Below are 16,031 nucleotides of genomic sequence, written 5' to 3'. Positions count from 1 at the left end.
TGGGTGAAAAGTATCGCAACCGCTTGTAGCTTACAGTTTTATATTCAATCCGTTATAATAGACAGAAGCACGTTTTTGAGGAGGAAATAGATATGGGAAAGAAAACAAAGGTAGCAATTGCAATCGCTGCTGCTGGTGCAGCTGCATGGGCAGGCTCTAAGGCAATTTCAAAGCCTCAAAAAAGAGAAGACAAACAAGCTCTTCAATATGATTCACCCATTATTCTTGCCCATAGAGGTGGTTCACTAATCGCTCCTGAAAATACGATGGTTGCTTTTAAAAATGCAGCTGAGTTAGGTGTACATGGATTTGAAATAGATATTCGTCTAACGAAAGATGAAGAAATTATTGTTTTTCACGATGAATATGTTGATCGGACAACTGATGGTGCAGGTCGGGTTGCTGATATGACTTTAGATGAACTTAAACTTTTAGATTTTGGTTACCATTTTTTAAATGAACAACAAGAATATGCGTATCGAGGTCAAGGAGAAAGTGTTACAACATTAAGAGAACTATTTGAGCAATTCCCTCAAATGCTTATTAATATCGATATGAAAGATTCACCTGAAACATATGAAGGTAGTTTAATCCCTTCTAAGTTATGGCGATTGATTGAAGAAATGGGTGCACAGCATCGTGTTGTTGTAACGAGTTTCTTCGATGAACAAATCGATCGTTTTAATCTATATGCTCAAAATAATGTAGCTCTAGGTGCAGGCGAAAATGAAGTACGTAAAGCTTACTCTGCATACACAAGTCAATTTGGACACCTTTATCATCCACGTACAGATGTGATGCAGATTCCGGTTAAATCAGGTGTATTTCCTTTAGACGGAGCTGGATTTATTCACTTCCTTTCGAAGTTGAATGTTCCAGTACACTATTGGACAATCAATGATAAAGAAACGATGGAAAGATTACTCGTAGCCGGTGCAAAAGGGATTATAACTGACCGCCCTGACATTGCTGTTCAATTATTAGCTGATAAATCTTAAGAATTTCAGTTTAATAGCATTTTATTAGCAAAGAAAAAGCTTGCACCTTTTCAGGTGCAAGCTTTCAGATTGTTGACAAACGGACACTAATTTATATAGCCTCATAAAATTTGAATATATAACTTTTGCACTTGAATGAAAAAGAAGGTGGTCCGCTATTTCTTTCGCTTTCCACGGACGAAACGCTAGCCTCCTCGACTCATCTGTCTTTGACAGCTGACTCTGTGGGGTCTAGCGTGTTTCGTTTTTCCGCAGGAGTCTTCAGAAATAACTGACCACTTTCCAACTACAGTAGTTTGCAGCGTTATGTTTATCATGCATGTTTGACAAAAAATATTTTTGACATTGCGCCTAATTACAACATAATTTGAAGGATAGTCAAGAAAGTTTCTCAAAATTAATCATTCAATGATACAGTAATTTTTGGACAAGAAAATCTCGCCTTATCAGGCTCGATGTCATATATTGTTTATACTATTTTTTAGTTGGACATATTAAATCAAAAAGATATAAATAAACAAAATCCAAATAATAATATTCATATTTACTGTGATTTCTGTTGATTGGAATGGAGGCGGCGACTCCGGCGGAATGAGCAAGAACTGAAGACCCTGCACTGAGCAACGCGAGGGAAGCGGCTGAAGTCTTGCCCGCGGAAAGCGTCCGCCACAATGTAAATCAACATTTATTTGTCTACAAACAAACTGAAAGCTTGCACCTTTTCAGGTGCAAGCTTTGTTTTCTGCTATGCCGAACATCCGCATGAACCACCAGTTCCGCAACTACCCGTGCTACATGAACTTTCAGTAGCGAAAAAGGGATTGCTGACTGAAACCTTTACAGATTCAGAAACGGTTTTACCTATAAGTAAGCTGACTTCGTCTAACAAATCTTGCAATTCGTTTTCAGCCAATTTTAAAGTTGCTACACGGTCATTCATATCAAGTTCTCTTTTTTGAACACGAATTGATTTCATAACCGTTGAATAATCTGGATGATACTTCCCGAAGCGTTGAACATCTTCATAATGTTCTTTTAAACGAGTAAAAGAAGTTATTTGTCTTGCTAATAATTCATCAGTATACACGGCAAAATATGCTTCTTTATATCGTGTTGCTTGTTCAGAGGATAAAATCATTTGCGCTAAATCATCAGCATCATCCATGATATTTGCCCATTCAGATGTAATCATCATCGGACATCCCTCCAATCTTTCTATATCATAACAGATAGTTTCCAAAGAGTGAACGAGATGCTTTTTAATTTAAGACTAAATTTACTTTTATTGTTAATAAAATCTTAAATAAACAATACTTATGAGACTCATGAATCCTGGACTCTTCAACCGCAACCCTCACTGTGGATGGCCCAAAACGATACGCTTTCCACGCTAGAAATGTTTAGAGGCATAACAACAGCAACACATATTAGAGCTAAATTCAAAGGAGAATTAGGATGAAACAAGAACTAACAAATAGATTTAACAAAATACTAAATGAGGCATCCGATCAAGATTTGCATATACTCGATCAACTAATGGAAGGTCTACAACGTAAACAAAATGAAGAGACCTCCACTTACCTGTCGAGTAGTTTATTACTTGAACGCACAGTTACGGATACGAGTTGTACAGTGACTATTCCAATAACTCCATACATCTATAATTCATTAGGAATACCGCATGGTGGAATTTTAGCAGGAATCATGGATACAGCAATGGGGATACTGGCGAATCAATCTTTAACAGAAGGATTTGCTGCTGTGACGACTAATTTATCAATCAATTATTTATCGATTGGCACAGGCGATCAGATTCACGCCACAGCTCAGTATGCACACAAAGGAAAACGCACAATGGTTATTGAAAGTGTTGTGACAGATAATACTGGCAGAAAGTTAGCAATCGCTACCGGCTCTTTCTTTGTCGTTGCGACGAGCTAAAAACTCTTTAACGATTTGTTCATCTGATAGAGGGATTATGTTTGAGCCAATATGTTGAGTAGTTTCGTGTCCCTTTCCTGCAATCAAAACCGTATCTAGTTGATTTGCAAGCTGAAGTGCTTTTTCAATCGCTTCTTTCCGATCAAGTTCTACATGTATGGTTGAAAGGCTTGGAAGATCTTTAATGATATCGTGGCATATGTCAATTGGGTTTTCTGAACGCGGATTATCTGAAGTGACAATCACCTTATCGGCATACATGCTTGCAATCTTCCCCATTTCTGACCTTTTCTCATGATCTCTATCCCCTCCACAACCGAAGACCAAAACTAATCGCCCTTTGACAAAGTCTCGTAATGATTCAAGGACTTGTTGAAGGGCTTCAGGTGTATGTGCGTAATCTATAAATACTTCACAATAATCCCCTTCTACCATTTGCAACCTTCCCATTGGTAACGACAAGTAAGATAAAAACGGTTTTAGCAAATTAGCAGAAAATCCAATTTGGTTAAGTGTCATTAGAGCTGCAGCTAAATTGGCTACATTGAACACCCCTGTAAATTGGATAGGAATAATTGTTCGATCCCCTTTTAATCGAATCAACATTTGGTTGGACTTCATTTCCACAAGTTCGATTTGACCACTATTAAACCAATCTACCGGTTTATCACTTTTCGTTACATGTTCATTCCAATACTCATCATCTTCATTCGCCACAATCTGTTTACACAAGTTTATTAGTTTGCGCTTTGATTTTCCGTACTCTTCAAATCCAGCATGATCCTCTAAATGATCGTGACCCAAATTTAAAAATACACCTTGGTCAATGGAACAGTGATCAAGACGATGTTGAGCTAATCCCATAGATGAAGCTTCCAAAACAACATGTGTTACATGATTGTTCACACAATAAGCTAAAGTTTGATGCAATTCTATAGCTGACCACGTCGTTAAATTCGAATGAAATTGGTGTATCTTTTTTCCATTAATAAAGAGACCCAGTGTCCCAATGACAGCTACTTGAACGCCTTGAGAATCTAATAATTGTCCAATCAAATGACTAACAGTTGTCTTTCCGTTTGTACCGGTAACCGCAATAACATGTAATTTTTCACTAGGGTTTCCAAAAAATCTTGCACAGGCATGAGAAAGAAATGTTTTTGTATTGGGTACAGTTGCAAAGGCGATTGATGGATTTAGAATTTCATCTACTTTTTCCTCTGAAATAATGCAAATTGCACCTTTTTGAATCGCTTCATTTATATAAATTCTGCCTTTATCTTTTTTTCCATTAATCGCAACAAATAGATCCCCTTTTTTTATTTTTCGAGAATCGTCTTTTATTCCGTATATGGGTTGTGCAAAAGACCCTTGAATCCAGGTACACGGCCAGTCTTTTAATAAATCTGCAATAAAGCAGGACATACTTCCCCTCCTACACAATAATTGCGCACTTGAATACATTACAGTCAAGATACGTTCAGCGTATGTAAGAAAAAGAAAAAGTGTCACCAATTTGATGAGGAGCTGGATAAATGATTGTTCAAAAATTTGGAGGAATCGCGATGCGAGATGAAAAATCTCGAGCAGCATGCATTCAACATATTAAAGATGCCATTCGTCTTCATAATTCTGTCATAGTCGTCGTATCAGCTATGGGCCGAGCTGGTGAACCATATTCAACGGATTCTTTGATACATTTAAGCGAGGCATTTAAAAGCGCTCCTGAAGCGCAGGATCTCGCAGCTAGTTGTGGAGAGTTATTAGCTTCATCTGTTTTAGCAGCGGAGCTAATTAAGGAGCAGATACCCTGTCAATTAGCATATGGCATCCATTCGGGATTATTTACAGATGACCATTTTGGAAATGCGACCATTATTAAAACGTCTACACAATACATTGAAGAATTTTTACAACAAGTCCCGTGTGTAATTGTTCCAGGTTTTCAAGGTATAACAACGAATCATCGTTTTACGACTTTAGGTAGAGGCGGAAGTGATTTAACTGCTATTCTAATGGCGGTCAACTTTCGAGTGAAAATGGTTGAGTTTTATAAAGACGTACCTGGTGTAATGACGGATGATCCCAAGTTAAATAAGGAAGCTTCGATATTAAAAGAAATTTCATATGCAGAATTAGCTTCGCATTGTATAAAAGGTCATCCTATTTTACAAAAAAAAGCAGTGGATTTAGCGACTACTCACCAAATACCACTGCATATTAGACAATTTGGAAGCTCCGATGAAGGAACCATTGTTCGTTAATGAATTTATACATTATCTTTCATTATCCGCTTTTGGCATTTCGCTTATTTCACGTTCAACAAAATTTTGCGTGTAATATTTTCCAAATGCCCCGGATCCTACATGTGTGAAGTCCTCATTTAATAACATTTCTCTATGATCTGGAGAATTTAACCACCCATGCACTACTTCAATGGGATCAAAGTAGAAAGCAGCGATATTTTCTCCAGCAGTTGTAAATGGTATTTCAGCCTCTTTCAATCGATCCTCTAAATCCCCGTAATTAGGTGATTCATGTGAAAAATAGTTTTGAATAGCCATATCTTCACTATGTTTTCGAGCAACCATGCTCAAAGAAAGATCTGGTTCAACCTGACGAATATCATGTCTTAATCTAAATAAATTAGTTAAATCAAAAGTTTGTCGTTCATTTGATTCATCAATTTCTTTTTGCTCAGATGTTGATGGGACACTAGGTGCTAAGTAGTCGCCTTTATAACTCATCTCATAAGGTTGATGCAACACTAATGTTTTCGGATCCGTAAAACGAATGGCTTCAATTTCCCTGTCCACTTTATCAACATATACTTGAGCATATAAGCCATCAAACTCAACAAGTATGCGATTCATCACATCTTCTTGTCCTAAAGAAAAGGTATAATTATTATCATCAATACCGACAGAAATTTCATTCTGAATAATCGTAAACCGGTATACCTCTTCTACGGATTGTTGTATTTGAAAAGGTGCGGCATCTAATTTGTTTCCAGCAATATATACTTGATTTATGATATCTTTATTGACGCCAACCATCATAAATAAGGATGGAGATTCGTTATAAATCCACCATGAATATCCGAATGCAGACGCTTCAATACGATTTGGACCTCCGAACTGTGAAATAAGCCCAGAAGTTTCCTGACCAATTAAAGTTGATAGACCACTCGCTGGTCTTGCAATTGAATTTGTTTCATTTGGAGGCTGCAAGTTAGGTTGTGGAATCGCTTGCCCACTTGAATTTGGGGCTTCTAAAACGTCGTTTTCTTTCACGGATTGGTCTGAATAGAAAAATAAGGTCAACATTATGGCCATTAATATAAGAACTCGAACCAATACCTTCAAATCGAAAACTCCTTTATTCTTGGAGAGATGAGTCTATTATATCAATGAAAAGTGTTTAGACACAATGTTGTCATTGCAACAAAACGTAATTTCAACTATTATAAAATGGAACGCTTCATAGGTATAATGCATTTAAAGGAGGACGAATCTATGTATTTTGAAAATACTGGTCTTGAAAATACAGCAGCTGATTTAGAATTGCTGGATGAAATCATGTTAAAGCACGGATTGGTTCGTGAAGGTCAATGGGATTACGAACGTGTAACGTATGATAAGAAATATGAAATTAAAGAAGGTACTTTCTATCTTCGTATATTTGGTTTCACACCAGAAGGCGATATTGGATCACATGATGCAATCATCACTTTAATGAAACCAGTTGTAGGAAAGCATTATTATCCACACGGTGTAGAATATGGGGACCAAGAAGTCTTTCCTGCTCACTTAGTGAAATCATGCCAACAAACTTTAGCAGCTGTTAAAACGGATTTAAACGCTTTTGAAATTCGTGCATAATATAAACGCCTGGAAATAAATTTTCCATGGCGTTTTTTTTCATCTGTTCAAAGTTCTTTTTCTTGTCTATACTTATAAGAACAGTGGAAAAGAGGTGTATTCATTGCCCAAATGGCTGACAAAAAAGGTTCTCATACTTGCTCTACTAGCTTTACTTGCTATTTTATTTATTACCTTTGTGTTACCCATTTCAATTCCAATTATTCTCGCTCTGATTACGGCATTTCTCTTAGAACCGATCGTTAAGTGGAGTAAATTTAAATTTTCTTGGAAGCGAAAAACAAGTGTTATTACAGTCTTTATTCTTTTTTTATTGGTTATTTCAGGAGTTTTATACTTCACGATTACCCAAATTATTGGTCAAATTATTCAACTTTCCAAAATTGCTCCAGACTACTTCAACACGCTTTCCCTCTCCTGGATGAATGTTCAAAGTAAACTTGTTAGTTTTACACAAGGAATGCCAACTGAAGTGATTGAATCAATTAATCAAGAGTTGAAAACATTTTTTAGTAGTGCTCAAAAAGCGGTTCTTGGAATCATAGACTCAGACAGCATCAGTGGGTTATTAACTGAAATCCCTAATTTTTTAGTGAGTTTTATCGTTTACATAATCACTTTATTCTTATTTATGCTTGATTTAACTGATTTAAAAAAGATGGTGTTTCGTCATTTAACTCCTTCAAGCGCAGAAAAAGTTCGATTTATGACGTCCCGGTTAAACTCCGTCATCTTTGGATTTATGAAAGCTCAGTTTTTAGCTAGTCTATTTATATTAGTAGCTAGTTTCATTGGCTTATTAATTATAGCTCCTGAATATGCACTGGTGATGTCTATCGTTATATGGATTATCGATATCATTCCAATACTTGGTTCGATCGCTATTGTTGGTCCATGGTCTCTTTATCAATTTATAACTGGCGATATTGCCTTAGGAACAAAGCTCGCAATATTAGCTTTAGTATTGTTAATCATTCGAAGAGCTGTGGAACCAAAGTTAATGGGTTCTCAAATTGGGTTATCTCCTCTTGCAACTTTAATTGCCATGTTCATAGGGTTACAAATCTTTGGATTCCTAGGGTTAATAATCGGACCCTTCGTTGTCATCATTTTCACAACTGCTAAAGAAGCAGGAATCGTGAAGACGAACTTTAAATTATAAGAATTAGTAGATACTAAAAAAATGCGTGTCACTCCTTTAGAATGACTGTCCTACCTCCCCTTGTTCGTGAGGAAGCTAGGCCATAAATGTCACTCTTAGGGTTTGAGACGCATTTTCTAATTCATATCATTAAAAGCATCTGTGAGCTAATCCGATTATGAATGGTTCTTTCTTTGGATCATTGGAAATTCGTCACTATTATTAGAAAAAACGCCAACGATCCAAAATGAGATTGTTGGCGTTACTTATTAAAATCCTAATATTGCTTTAATAACAGAAGTTGTTTCTCCACCTTGATAAATGACATAAAGTAACGAATAAACGGCTACTCCTGTGATTGCAGTGAAAAACCAAATAATACTTGTAATGGGTCCTAGTTTACGATGGATTTTCAAGTTGTTCTTATATCCAGTTAGCAAAGTACTAATGCCAAAGACAGCACCCGTTGTTGCTAAGCAAATATGAAAAACTAGAAAGATCGTATAGTAAATTTTATATTCTTCCGGTCCCCCAAAAGCTGTGTTTCCAACAAAAATTGTTCGAGAAACATAAATGATGAAGAATAAAATGGCTGAAATTGCTGCTGCAAACATTGTTTTCTTATGAGCTTCTATCTTTTTTTGTTTTATCAATGTCCATCCAATCGCTACAAGCACCGCACTTAAAACAATGAAGAAAGTACTGATTGTTGGTAATAATGGTAAGTCCATGGCTAATTCTCCTATCATCGATCGAAATTTGTTTTCTTACTGATGAGACGCAATTGCTTGTCGGTCGTCTAAAGCTTTTTGCGTTATTTCGTCCGCATTATCTTGCTCTGACTTATACCATTGGAAGAAAATCATAGCCAAAAAGACACCATAAATGACCTCTTGAATAATCTTCATAATGATGCCACCAAGTTGCTGATCTTCAACTACTGGCATATTTGTAAATAATTCAGGTCCTGATAAGTTTAAAGTAGATAAAGTTGAAGCTGGTACACATAACTCCATTGCCTTCAACCATGCCTCACCATTAGAATAGGTCGAATACATAGGATTTGTAGCAAAGATAATTAGTGCACAAGCAGGAGTAATTAAAATAGCATTCCCTATGATATAACCTATTTTTTTTAAGCCATGCACTTGATTTTCGCCTTCCAATTTATTGACAATAGGCCACCAAAAAAATAAAGCCGATAAGAATACAATAAATGTCACTAAACTATGCAACCAATCATACAGTTTGATCGTATCCAACACAACAGGTATATGGTAAACAGAAAACAATGCACTAAAAACAAGTAATGCCAAAATGGGTTTAGTGAAAAAACGAAACACAATTTTAAATACTTTTACAGATAAAAAACTTCTCCACATCCATGGTGGTATACCCGAAATGAGCAATGGTGGTATCAACATTAATAATAACGCCATTTGAACCATATGGACTGAAAATAAAATATGAGCAAGTAAATCAATTGGTGATCCTTTTACAATGTAAAAGAGAATAAGCGCAATTACAAAAGAATTTGCTTCCCTTATCTTTAATGGTTGACTTCCTATAAAACGATTTCGCCACTTTATTGTAAAGAGAAAATAGACTCCAATGATCAAGAGTGTAAAAGCTAATAAATAGGGACTCCATAATGCTTGAAATCCGAATATATTTAAAGGCATCATATTGATCGCTCCTTTTTTTCAATACCTTTATTATATGTCTCTCCAAACAGAACTTCAATGAACGAACTATGACAATCCTCAAAACAAAAAAAGAGTAAAGAAAGATTTCTCTTTCCTCACTCTTTACTTAAATTTTACAACCAAACAATCGTTAAGAAAGTAAGAACAGTAATCGCTGCAATTAAAGCACCTGAATACAGGAATAATGTAGCTGTTTCGTGTCCTTTATGGCTCATATGCATAAAGTAGTAAAGCTGTAAAACCACTTGGATTGCAGCAAGTAGCAAAATGAACGGAATAACTAAGTAAACCGAAAATCCTGCTAAAACCATTGTAAAAGCGATTAAAGTTAAGAAAATCATAATCGCAAACGTTGTCACTTGACCACGCATCTCATTTGCTGCACGACGACGCGCATATTCAAATTCGATAGTTGATTTTACGTGTGTGTGTACATCATGTGCCATCTTAACCAATCACTCCCATCAAGTATACTACCGTAAAGATGAATACCCATACGACGTCAATAAAGTGCCAGTATAAAGAGGCTACATAAAACTTAGGTGCATTATAAAGATTTAAACCACGTTTAGCATTACGAAGCATCAATAGTATAAACCATCCAAGACCAATTAATACATGAAGCCCGTGTGTTCCTACTAATGTAAAGAACGCAGAACTAAAAGCACTTTGAGTATAAGTAAATCCTTCATGTATATATTCAGAAAACTCGTAAATTTCTAAACCTAAGAAAGCTGCACCTAAAAGAACTGTTACAGCTAACCATGCTTGCATCGCTTTGAAATTATAGTTTTTCATATGGTACATCGCGTAAACACTTGTTAAGGACGATGTTAAAAGTAACATTGTCATAATGAAAACTAAAGGTAATTCAAATAATTCTTGCGTTGTATATTCCATTCCACTTGGTCCACGATTTTTAAGAGCCAAATAAGTTGCAAATAGACTCGCGAACAAAACTGTTTCACCGCCAAGGAACAACCAGAAACCTAGAAATTTATTTTTCCCTTCTAGGGTTGCACTTTCCGGATGATCTGGCCATGAATGGGGAGTGTACTTAGTATTTAAGTCCATTAGTGTTTACCCCCTTTTTTATTCAATAAATCTTCTTTGTGAATATGGTATCCAAGATCATCTTTCAAAGAACGAGTTGCCATTGCTGCAAATGTAATGAGTAATCCCAATCCTAAAACTGGTATTGCCCATGATTTTTCACCATTATACAAGGCACCAAAAGCACCTACGAATAAACCGAATGACATAATGAAAGGAATTATCGAATTGTTTGGCATATGAATATCACCGATTGGTTCAGCATATGTCATTCCTTCTACATTTCCTTCTTGTTTCTCAATCCAGTAAGTATCTAACCCACGAACTAAAGGAATTTGTTTAAAGTTATAGAACGGTACCGGTTGTGGAATTGCCCACTCTAACGTACGTCCATCACCCCATGGGTCGCGACCCACTGGTACGTTCTTAGCAATTGTCATAACAATGTTCACAACAAGAACAATTACACCAGCCGCCATAAGTACAGCACCGGAAGAACTAATTGCATTGAATAGATCCCAACCTTGATCTTTCCCGTAAGTAAATACACGACGTGGCATACCAAGAAGACCTAAGAAATGTTGAATAAAGAACGTTAAATGGAACCCTAAGAAGAATAACCAGAACGTAATTTTACCCATTGCTTCATCTAACATTGTGTTAAACATTAACGGCCAGTAGTAATGTAATCCAGCTAGTAAGCCTAGTACTACCCCACCAACAATAACGTAGTGGAAATGCGCTACGATGAAGTAAGAATCATGTAATTGATAATCTAAAGGTGCTGACGCTTGCATAACACCTGTTACACCACCTGCTACGAACGAAGGAATAAATCCTACCGCATATAACATTGGTGTTGTGAACTTGATACTTCCTCCCCACATTGTGAGAAGCCAGTTAAAGATTTTTACCCCGGTTGGAACAGCAATAGCCATCGTTGCTACAGCAAAAATAGCATTAGCAGTTGCTCCCAAACCTGTTGTAAACATATGGTGAGCCCAAACCATGAATCCTAAGAAACCAATTAACACGGTTGCAAAGACCATCGCTGAGTATCCAAATAGACGTTTACGAGAGAAAGTTGCGAAAATTTCCGAGAAAATACCGAATGCTGGTAAAATCAAGATGTATACTTCAGGGTGACCAAATATCCAGAATAAATGTTCCCAAATAATCGTGTTACCACCCATTGTATGGTCAAAGAAATTAGCTCCAAACATACGGTCAAAAATCATTAAGAATAGACCAACTGTAAGTGGAGGGAATGCGAATAATATTAACGCCGAAGCTACAAAAGTACTCCACGTAAATAGTGGCATACGCATATAAGTCATACCTGGCGCACGCATGTTAATAATAGTCACAAGGAAGTTAATCCCTGCTATTAACGTACCACCACCCGATATTTGAAGTCCTAAAGCATAAAAATCTATACCATGGCCAGGGGAAGATATTGCTAATGATGCATATGAAGTCCAACCTGCATCAGGAGCTCCACCTAAGAACCATGACAAGTTTAAGAAAACTCCTCCAAAGAAGAACATCCAAAAACCTAATGCATTTAAAAATGGAAACGCTACGTCACGTGCACCGATTTGCAAAGGAACCACCGCATTCATGAAACCAAATAATAATGGCATCGCTGCAAGGAAAATCATGGTTGTTCCGTGCATGGTAATAATTTCGTTAAACAATCCTGCAGCTATAAAATCGTTATCCGGTTTCATAAGCTGTATACGAATAAGCATAGCCTCAATACCACCAACGATAAAGAAAAATCCGCCGGTAATGAGGTAAAGGATGGCAATTTTCTTATGGTCAACTGTTGTTAAATAGTCCCATAATGTGGCGCCAAAGCCTTTTTTCTGTGCGATTGAACTCACAACTTTAACCTCCTTCAAGTCATTCTGAGAAGATTACTCTTCAACAGATAATCCCATTAAATATTCTGTAAGAGCAGTAAGCTCTTGATCTGAAAGTTCTTTACCATTTCTACCTGGCAAATCTTCAGGTTGTGGCATTCTATTTCCTGGTTTAAATTCTTGTGGATCTTTAATCCAATTTTTAATATTTTCTTCGTCTTTTTCCAGGAAACCTGCAACTCGATTACGGTCACCAAATGTTGCTAAGTTAGGTCCAACACCACCAGTAGTTCCTGCGCCAGAAACAGCGTGACAAGAGATACAGCTCTGTTCAAATATTTCTTGACCTTCTTGTGCAACTGCCGTTTCAGGAGCTGCTCGGTCAGCTGAAGCCTTCATGTCTTCTACCCATGCATTAAAGTCTTCACGCTCTAAAGTTTTTACCTTAAAGTCCATTAAAGCATGTGAAGGTCCACAAAGTTCAGCACACTTTCCATAAAATACGCCTTCTTCAAGAGAATCTGAAGGTTTGTCAAAATCAAGGAAGAATGTGTTTATACCATCAACGTTTGTATCCAATTTACCACCAGCTGCTGGAATCCAAAAAGAGTGTTTAACGTCAGCGGCTTTTAAATTGAAATAAACTTTTTCTCCTGTAGGGACTACTAATTCTTGAGCAGTAACAATTCCTAAATCAGGATATTCAAACTCCCACCAATACAGATTAGCTTCAACATTTACCGTAACAGCTGTTTTGTTTCCGTTTTCATCTTTTTTGTCCATACCTTTTGTATCAGCTAAATCGTATGTAGCAATTACAGTTGGGACAGTCAATATTAATAGTAAAATAATCGGAACTGTTGTCCAAATAATTTCAAGTGTGTGATTACCTTCTACTTGTTTAGGAATGAAATCTTCCCCAAGTTTAGAACGACGAAACTTCACAATTGCAAAGATATAAACAATCATTACAACGATGATCACTAAAACCATTATTGCCGTAGCTAGAATCATCAAATTTAATTGATCTTTACCCACTTGTCCAGCAGGTGTAAGTGTCGATAATTGCTCATTACCACATCCAGCTAAGAAAATCATTAGAGCTGTCAGCATTGAAAAGAGACGCCACTTTTTGAGCCCTTTCATCATAGCTTAATCAAACCCCTCTTTCGTAGTTATATTCTTGTGTTTTGTGACTTAGGTTCAGTTCTATTTAAATTCTTTTTAGATAAAAGAATTTAAATTTCAACTGAAAATCGAGAAAATGATCATCGATACAAATAGGATTGTCATGTAATTTAACGAGTAAATAAACATGCCATTTGCCCATTTTAAATCATCTTCCGCTTTAAAGCCTTTTATTGCAAGTACGAGCCATCCCACATTTAAAGCAGTAGCTAAAATCAAGAACCATGTTCCGAGCTCCATTAGTAAAAACGGGAGAGGGAATAAGATAAGTACCCATACCAACATTGATTTCTTAGTACGTGCAAAACCCTTTACCACAGGAAGCATTGGAATGCCTGCTGCTCGGTATTCTTCTGTCCGTTTCATTGCTAGAGCGTAAAAATGTGGGGGTTGCCATGCAAACATAATGAGGAATAACGCTAAAGCTCCCCAACCAAGTGCTGGTTCAACAGCTGCCCAACCAATAACAGGTGGGATGGCTCCTGAGATACTACCAACAATTGTATTGCTTACATGCTTTCTTTTGGACCACATCGTGTACAAAACAACGTAGCTGATTATTCCAGCTAGTCCCCATACACCGGCAGAAACCGATGCCATAAATAACAAAATTTCGCCAACAACCAAAAAGGACAGAGCAATGGCCAAAACGGGTGCTGGTGAGAAACGACCTGTTACAGTTGGTCTAGATTTTGTTCTCGACATAATTGGATCGATATCACGATCAATGAAGTTATTCATAGCGCCAGAACCCGCAATGATCAATGCTGCCCCAAATAATGTATAGAACATGAGATCCAGTTCATTTAAAAAATGACGATTTGTAAATTGAAATGCTAGCCATAAACCCGTAAATGTTGTCACGAGATTAGAGTTAACAATACCAATTTTAATTAATGCAAGAAAGTCCTTCACAAACGTTGTTGTTTCAGGATCCGCTTCTGCACTTGCAGTTAACGCGCGACCGTTTGACATGAAACTCCTCCTTTCAAAGTTGTAAGCATATTCCGCTACACTTACTATATCGAAAAACTGTAGTTTTTTCTATACGTAAGTTGAAATTAGCTAGAAATGACGAACATTTTTGCCCATCAATTCGACACAACATCTTTATAGTAATCCATTTTGGAAAAACATTTGTGAATGGAAAGGGACTTTTTTATGAACAATTTGTGAAATGACTTCTTTAAAACCTTTTTTTTCGTCATATACGTTGTTTTTTAGCCTATTCTTAGCTATTATCAAACAAGCAGGTGTCTCTTATATGAAGAGTTTTATTCATTTAAGATGATCAGTATAGGCAAAGTAGGTGTCACTTATGCAACAAAGTAAATACCTGAAATGGTTCGCTTTTGCTGCAACAATTGGAATGCTTCTTATCTTACTCGGTGGTGCACTCGTCACCAAAACAGATAGTGGTATGGGTTGTGGCAGAAATTGGCCGGGATGTAATGGACAACTAATTCCGGACAAAATAACAACCGAAGTATTAATCGAATTCTCTCACCGCCTAGTAACAGGAGCGGTCGGTATATTAATTCTCATTTTATCAGTTTGGTCATGGCGAGCTCTTGGTCATGTTAGAGAAACAAAATTTTTAGCATTTCTCGCCATGTTTTTCCTCATTTTGCAAGCATTAATTGGCGCTGCTCAAGTTAAGTGGGGGCAAGGAGACTTTATTCTTGCACTACATTTCGGAATTTCACTCATTTCTTTTACTTCCGTTCTATTACTTACCCTTCTAATTTTTGAAGTAGATCGTAAATTTGACACCCATAAATTACGTATTGGTAAAACGCTAAAATGGAATACGATTGGTGTAGCGTTGTATTCATATGTGGTGGTCTATACAGGTGCTCTAGTTAGACATACCGATTCTAGTCTCATTTGCTCGGATTGGCCACTTTGTCGAAATGACCAATTTACCCTCCCAACCAATATGTATGAATGGGTTCAAATGGGCCATCGATCTGCTGCTGCATTAATATTTCTTTGGATTGCAGGAATCGCGTGGCATGCATTTAAACATTACAAGGATCAAAAAGTGTTGTATTACGGATGGATTATCGCATTTATCATTGTTACACTTCAAGCAACTACTGGAATGCTCGTCGTTTTAACAAAATTAAATCTGTTCATTGCGCTATTACATTCACTTTTAATATCTCTTTTATTCGGTTTATTATGCTACATGATTTTATTGTTATCTCGGAGCCGTTCAAAAATGACTAAATAAATGATTCAGCAATCACCTTAAA

Annotated in this window: 16 protein-coding genes; 6 read left to right on the top strand and 10 right to left on the bottom strand. The window is 36.7% G+C overall.

Going from position 1 to position 16,031, the window contains the following annotated elements; genetic code table 11:
- Positions 1-92 precede the first annotated feature (92 nt).
- Positions 93-998, top strand: a complete 906-nt coding sequence (locus ACHUE4_RS00265) for a glycerophosphodiester phosphodiesterase (RefSeq protein ID WP_394187266.1) — start codon at positions 93-95, stop codon at positions 996-998.
- 745 nt (positions 999-1,743) lie between these two features.
- Here ACHUE4_RS00265 and ACHUE4_RS00260 read toward each other — a convergent pair.
- A complete protein-coding gene (locus tag ACHUE4_RS00260; RefSeq protein ID WP_394187265.1) occupies positions 1,744-2,193 on the bottom strand; it encodes a YlbF/YmcA family competence regulator in 450 nt (149 codons plus the stop codon).
- A gap of 260 nt (positions 2,194-2,453) precedes the next feature.
- Between ACHUE4_RS00260 and ACHUE4_RS00255 the strand changes: the two genes are divergently transcribed.
- Positions 2,454-2,939, top strand: a complete 486-nt coding sequence (locus tag ACHUE4_RS00255; RefSeq protein ID WP_394187264.1) for a PaaI family thioesterase — start codon at positions 2,454-2,456, stop codon at positions 2,937-2,939.
- Here the strand turns inward: ACHUE4_RS00255 and ACHUE4_RS00250 are convergent.
- Positions 2,895-4,364, bottom strand: coding sequence for a UDP-N-acetylmuramoyl-L-alanyl-D-glutamate--2,6-diaminopimelate ligase (locus tag ACHUE4_RS00250; RefSeq protein ID WP_394187263.1), 1,470 nt, complete (start codon positions 4,362-4,364; stop codon positions 2,895-2,897). The genes ACHUE4_RS00255 and ACHUE4_RS00250 overlap by 45 nt on opposite strands.
- A 110-nt stretch (positions 4,365-4,474) precedes the next feature.
- Here ACHUE4_RS00250 and ACHUE4_RS00245 point away from each other — a divergent pair, with 110 nt between their 5' ends.
- Positions 4,475-5,203 carry an amino acid kinase family protein gene (locus ACHUE4_RS00245; RefSeq protein WP_394187262.1) on the top strand — a complete coding sequence of 243 codons (729 nt, stop codon included), beginning with the start codon at positions 4,475-4,477 and terminating at the stop codon, positions 5,201-5,203.
- Positions 5,204-5,215: 12 nt separating this feature from the next.
- On the opposite strand, the gene ACHUE4_RS00240 is transcribed toward ACHUE4_RS00245, so the two are convergent.
- Complete coding sequence (locus ACHUE4_RS00240; protein WP_394187261.1) at positions 5,216-6,304, bottom strand: CAP domain-containing protein; 1,089 nt, start codon at positions 6,302-6,304, stop codon at positions 5,216-5,218.
- 150 nt (positions 6,305-6,454) lie between these two features.
- Between ACHUE4_RS00240 and ACHUE4_RS00235 the strand changes: the two genes are divergently transcribed.
- Both ACHUE4_RS00235 and ytvI read left to right on the top strand, forming a co-directional pair.
- Complete coding sequence (locus ACHUE4_RS00235) at positions 6,455-6,820, top strand: YugN family protein (RefSeq protein ID WP_394187260.1); 366 nt, start codon at positions 6,455-6,457, stop codon at positions 6,818-6,820.
- A 103-nt stretch (positions 6,821-6,923) separates the two neighbouring features.
- The gene (gene ytvI, locus ACHUE4_RS00230; RefSeq protein WP_394187259.1) at positions 6,924-7,982 is read left to right on the top strand and encodes a sporulation integral membrane protein YtvI; all 1,059 of its coding nucleotides are present in this window, start codon (positions 6,924-6,926) and stop codon (positions 7,980-7,982) included.
- A gap of 248 nt (positions 7,983-8,230) precedes the next feature.
- Here ytvI and ACHUE4_RS00225 read toward each other — a convergent pair whose 3' ends face one another.
- The 7 genes from ACHUE4_RS00225 to cyoE form a co-directional block, all read right to left on the bottom strand.
- The gene (locus tag ACHUE4_RS00225; protein ID WP_394187258.1) at positions 8,231-8,692 is read right to left on the bottom strand and encodes a DUF420 domain-containing protein; all 462 of its coding nucleotides are present in this window, start codon (positions 8,690-8,692) and stop codon (positions 8,231-8,233) included.
- A gap of 36 nt (positions 8,693-8,728) precedes the next feature.
- A complete protein-coding gene (ctaG, locus tag ACHUE4_RS00220) occupies positions 8,729-9,643 on the bottom strand; it encodes a cytochrome c oxidase assembly factor CtaG (RefSeq protein WP_394187548.1) in 915 nt (304 codons plus the stop codon).
- 137 nt (positions 9,644-9,780) lie between these two features.
- Entirely contained in the window at positions 9,781-10,113 is a 333-nt protein-coding gene (gene ctaF, locus ACHUE4_RS00215; RefSeq protein WP_394187257.1) for a cytochrome c oxidase subunit IVB, read from the bottom strand.
- 1 nt (position 10,114) lies between these two features.
- Positions 10,115-10,741 (bottom strand): cytochrome (ubi)quinol oxidase subunit III, encoded by a 627-nt coding sequence (locus ACHUE4_RS00210; RefSeq protein WP_394187256.1) that lies wholly within the window; start codon positions 10,739-10,741, stop codon positions 10,115-10,117.
- Complete coding sequence (gene ctaD / locus ACHUE4_RS00205) at positions 10,741-12,606, bottom strand: cytochrome c oxidase subunit I (protein WP_394187255.1); 1,866 nt, start codon at positions 12,604-12,606, stop codon at positions 10,741-10,743. Before ctaD ends, ACHUE4_RS00210 begins: the two co-directional genes overlap by 1 nt.
- Positions 12,607-12,639: 33 nt before the next feature.
- A complete protein-coding gene (gene coxB, locus ACHUE4_RS00200; protein ID WP_394187254.1) occupies positions 12,640-13,734 on the bottom strand; it encodes a cytochrome c oxidase subunit II in 1,095 nt (364 codons plus the stop codon).
- A gap of 96 nt (positions 13,735-13,830) precedes the next feature.
- Positions 13,831-14,748 (bottom strand): heme o synthase, encoded by a 918-nt coding sequence (gene cyoE, locus ACHUE4_RS00195; RefSeq protein WP_394187253.1) that lies wholly within the window; start codon positions 14,746-14,748, stop codon positions 13,831-13,833.
- Between the two features lie 343 nt (positions 14,749-15,091).
- On the opposite strand from cyoE, the gene ACHUE4_RS00190 reads away from it, so the two are divergent.
- Entirely contained in the window at positions 15,092-16,009 is a 918-nt protein-coding gene (locus ACHUE4_RS00190) for a COX15/CtaA family protein (RefSeq protein WP_394187252.1), read from the top strand.
- Positions 16,010-16,031: the final 22 nt, after the last annotated feature.

The sequence above is a fragment of the Paenisporosarcina quisquiliarum genome (genome assembly GCF_043641925.1).
Classification (GTDB): Bacteria; Bacillota; Bacilli; order Bacillales_A; family Planococcaceae; genus Paenisporosarcina; species Paenisporosarcina quisquiliarum_A.
The sequence above is the reverse complement of the archived record's forward strand: the minus strand, read 5'-3'. Positions and strand labels throughout refer to the sequence as shown.

Coding starts and splice junctions, on each gene's coding strand:
- ACHUE4_RS00265 (WP_394187266.1), top strand. CDS start 93: ATGGGAAAGAAAACAAAGGTAGCAATTGCAATCGCTGCTGCTGGTGCA.
- ACHUE4_RS00260 (WP_394187265.1), bottom strand. CDS start 2,193: ATGATGATTACATCTGAATGGGCAAATATCATGGATGATGCTGATGAT.
- ACHUE4_RS00255 (WP_394187264.1), top strand. CDS start 2,454: ATGAAACAAGAACTAACAAATAGATTTAACAAAATACTAAATGAGGCA.
- ACHUE4_RS00250 (WP_394187263.1), bottom strand. CDS start 4,364: ATGTCCTGCTTTATTGCAGATTTATTAAAAGACTGGCCGTGTACCTGG.
- ACHUE4_RS00245 (WP_394187262.1), top strand. CDS start 4,475: ATGATTGTTCAAAAATTTGGAGGAATCGCGATGCGAGATGAAAAATCT.
- ACHUE4_RS00235 (WP_394187260.1), top strand. CDS start 6,455: ATGTATTTTGAAAATACTGGTCTTGAAAATACAGCAGCTGATTTAGAA.
- ACHUE4_RS00225 (WP_394187258.1), bottom strand. CDS start 8,692: ATGGACTTACCATTATTACCAACAATCAGTACTTTCTTCATTGTTTTA.
- ctaG (WP_394187548.1), bottom strand. CDS start 9,643: ATGCCTTTAAATATATTCGGATTTCAAGCATTATGGAGTCCCTATTTA.
- ctaF (WP_394187257.1), bottom strand. CDS start 10,113: ATGGCACATGATGTACACACACACGTAAAATCAACTATCGAATTTGAA.
- ACHUE4_RS00210 (WP_394187256.1), bottom strand. CDS start 10,741: ATGGACTTAAATACTAAGTACACTCCCCATTCATGGCCAGATCATCCG.
- coxB (WP_394187254.1), bottom strand. CDS start 13,734: ATGATGAAAGGGCTCAAAAAGTGGCGTCTCTTTTCAATGCTGACAGCT.
- cyoE (WP_394187253.1), bottom strand. CDS start 14,748: ATGTCAAACGGTCGCGCGTTAACTGCAAGTGCAGAAGCGGATCCTGAA.
- ACHUE4_RS00190 (WP_394187252.1), top strand. CDS start 15,092: ATGCAACAAAGTAAATACCTGAAATGGTTCGCTTTTGCTGCAACAATT.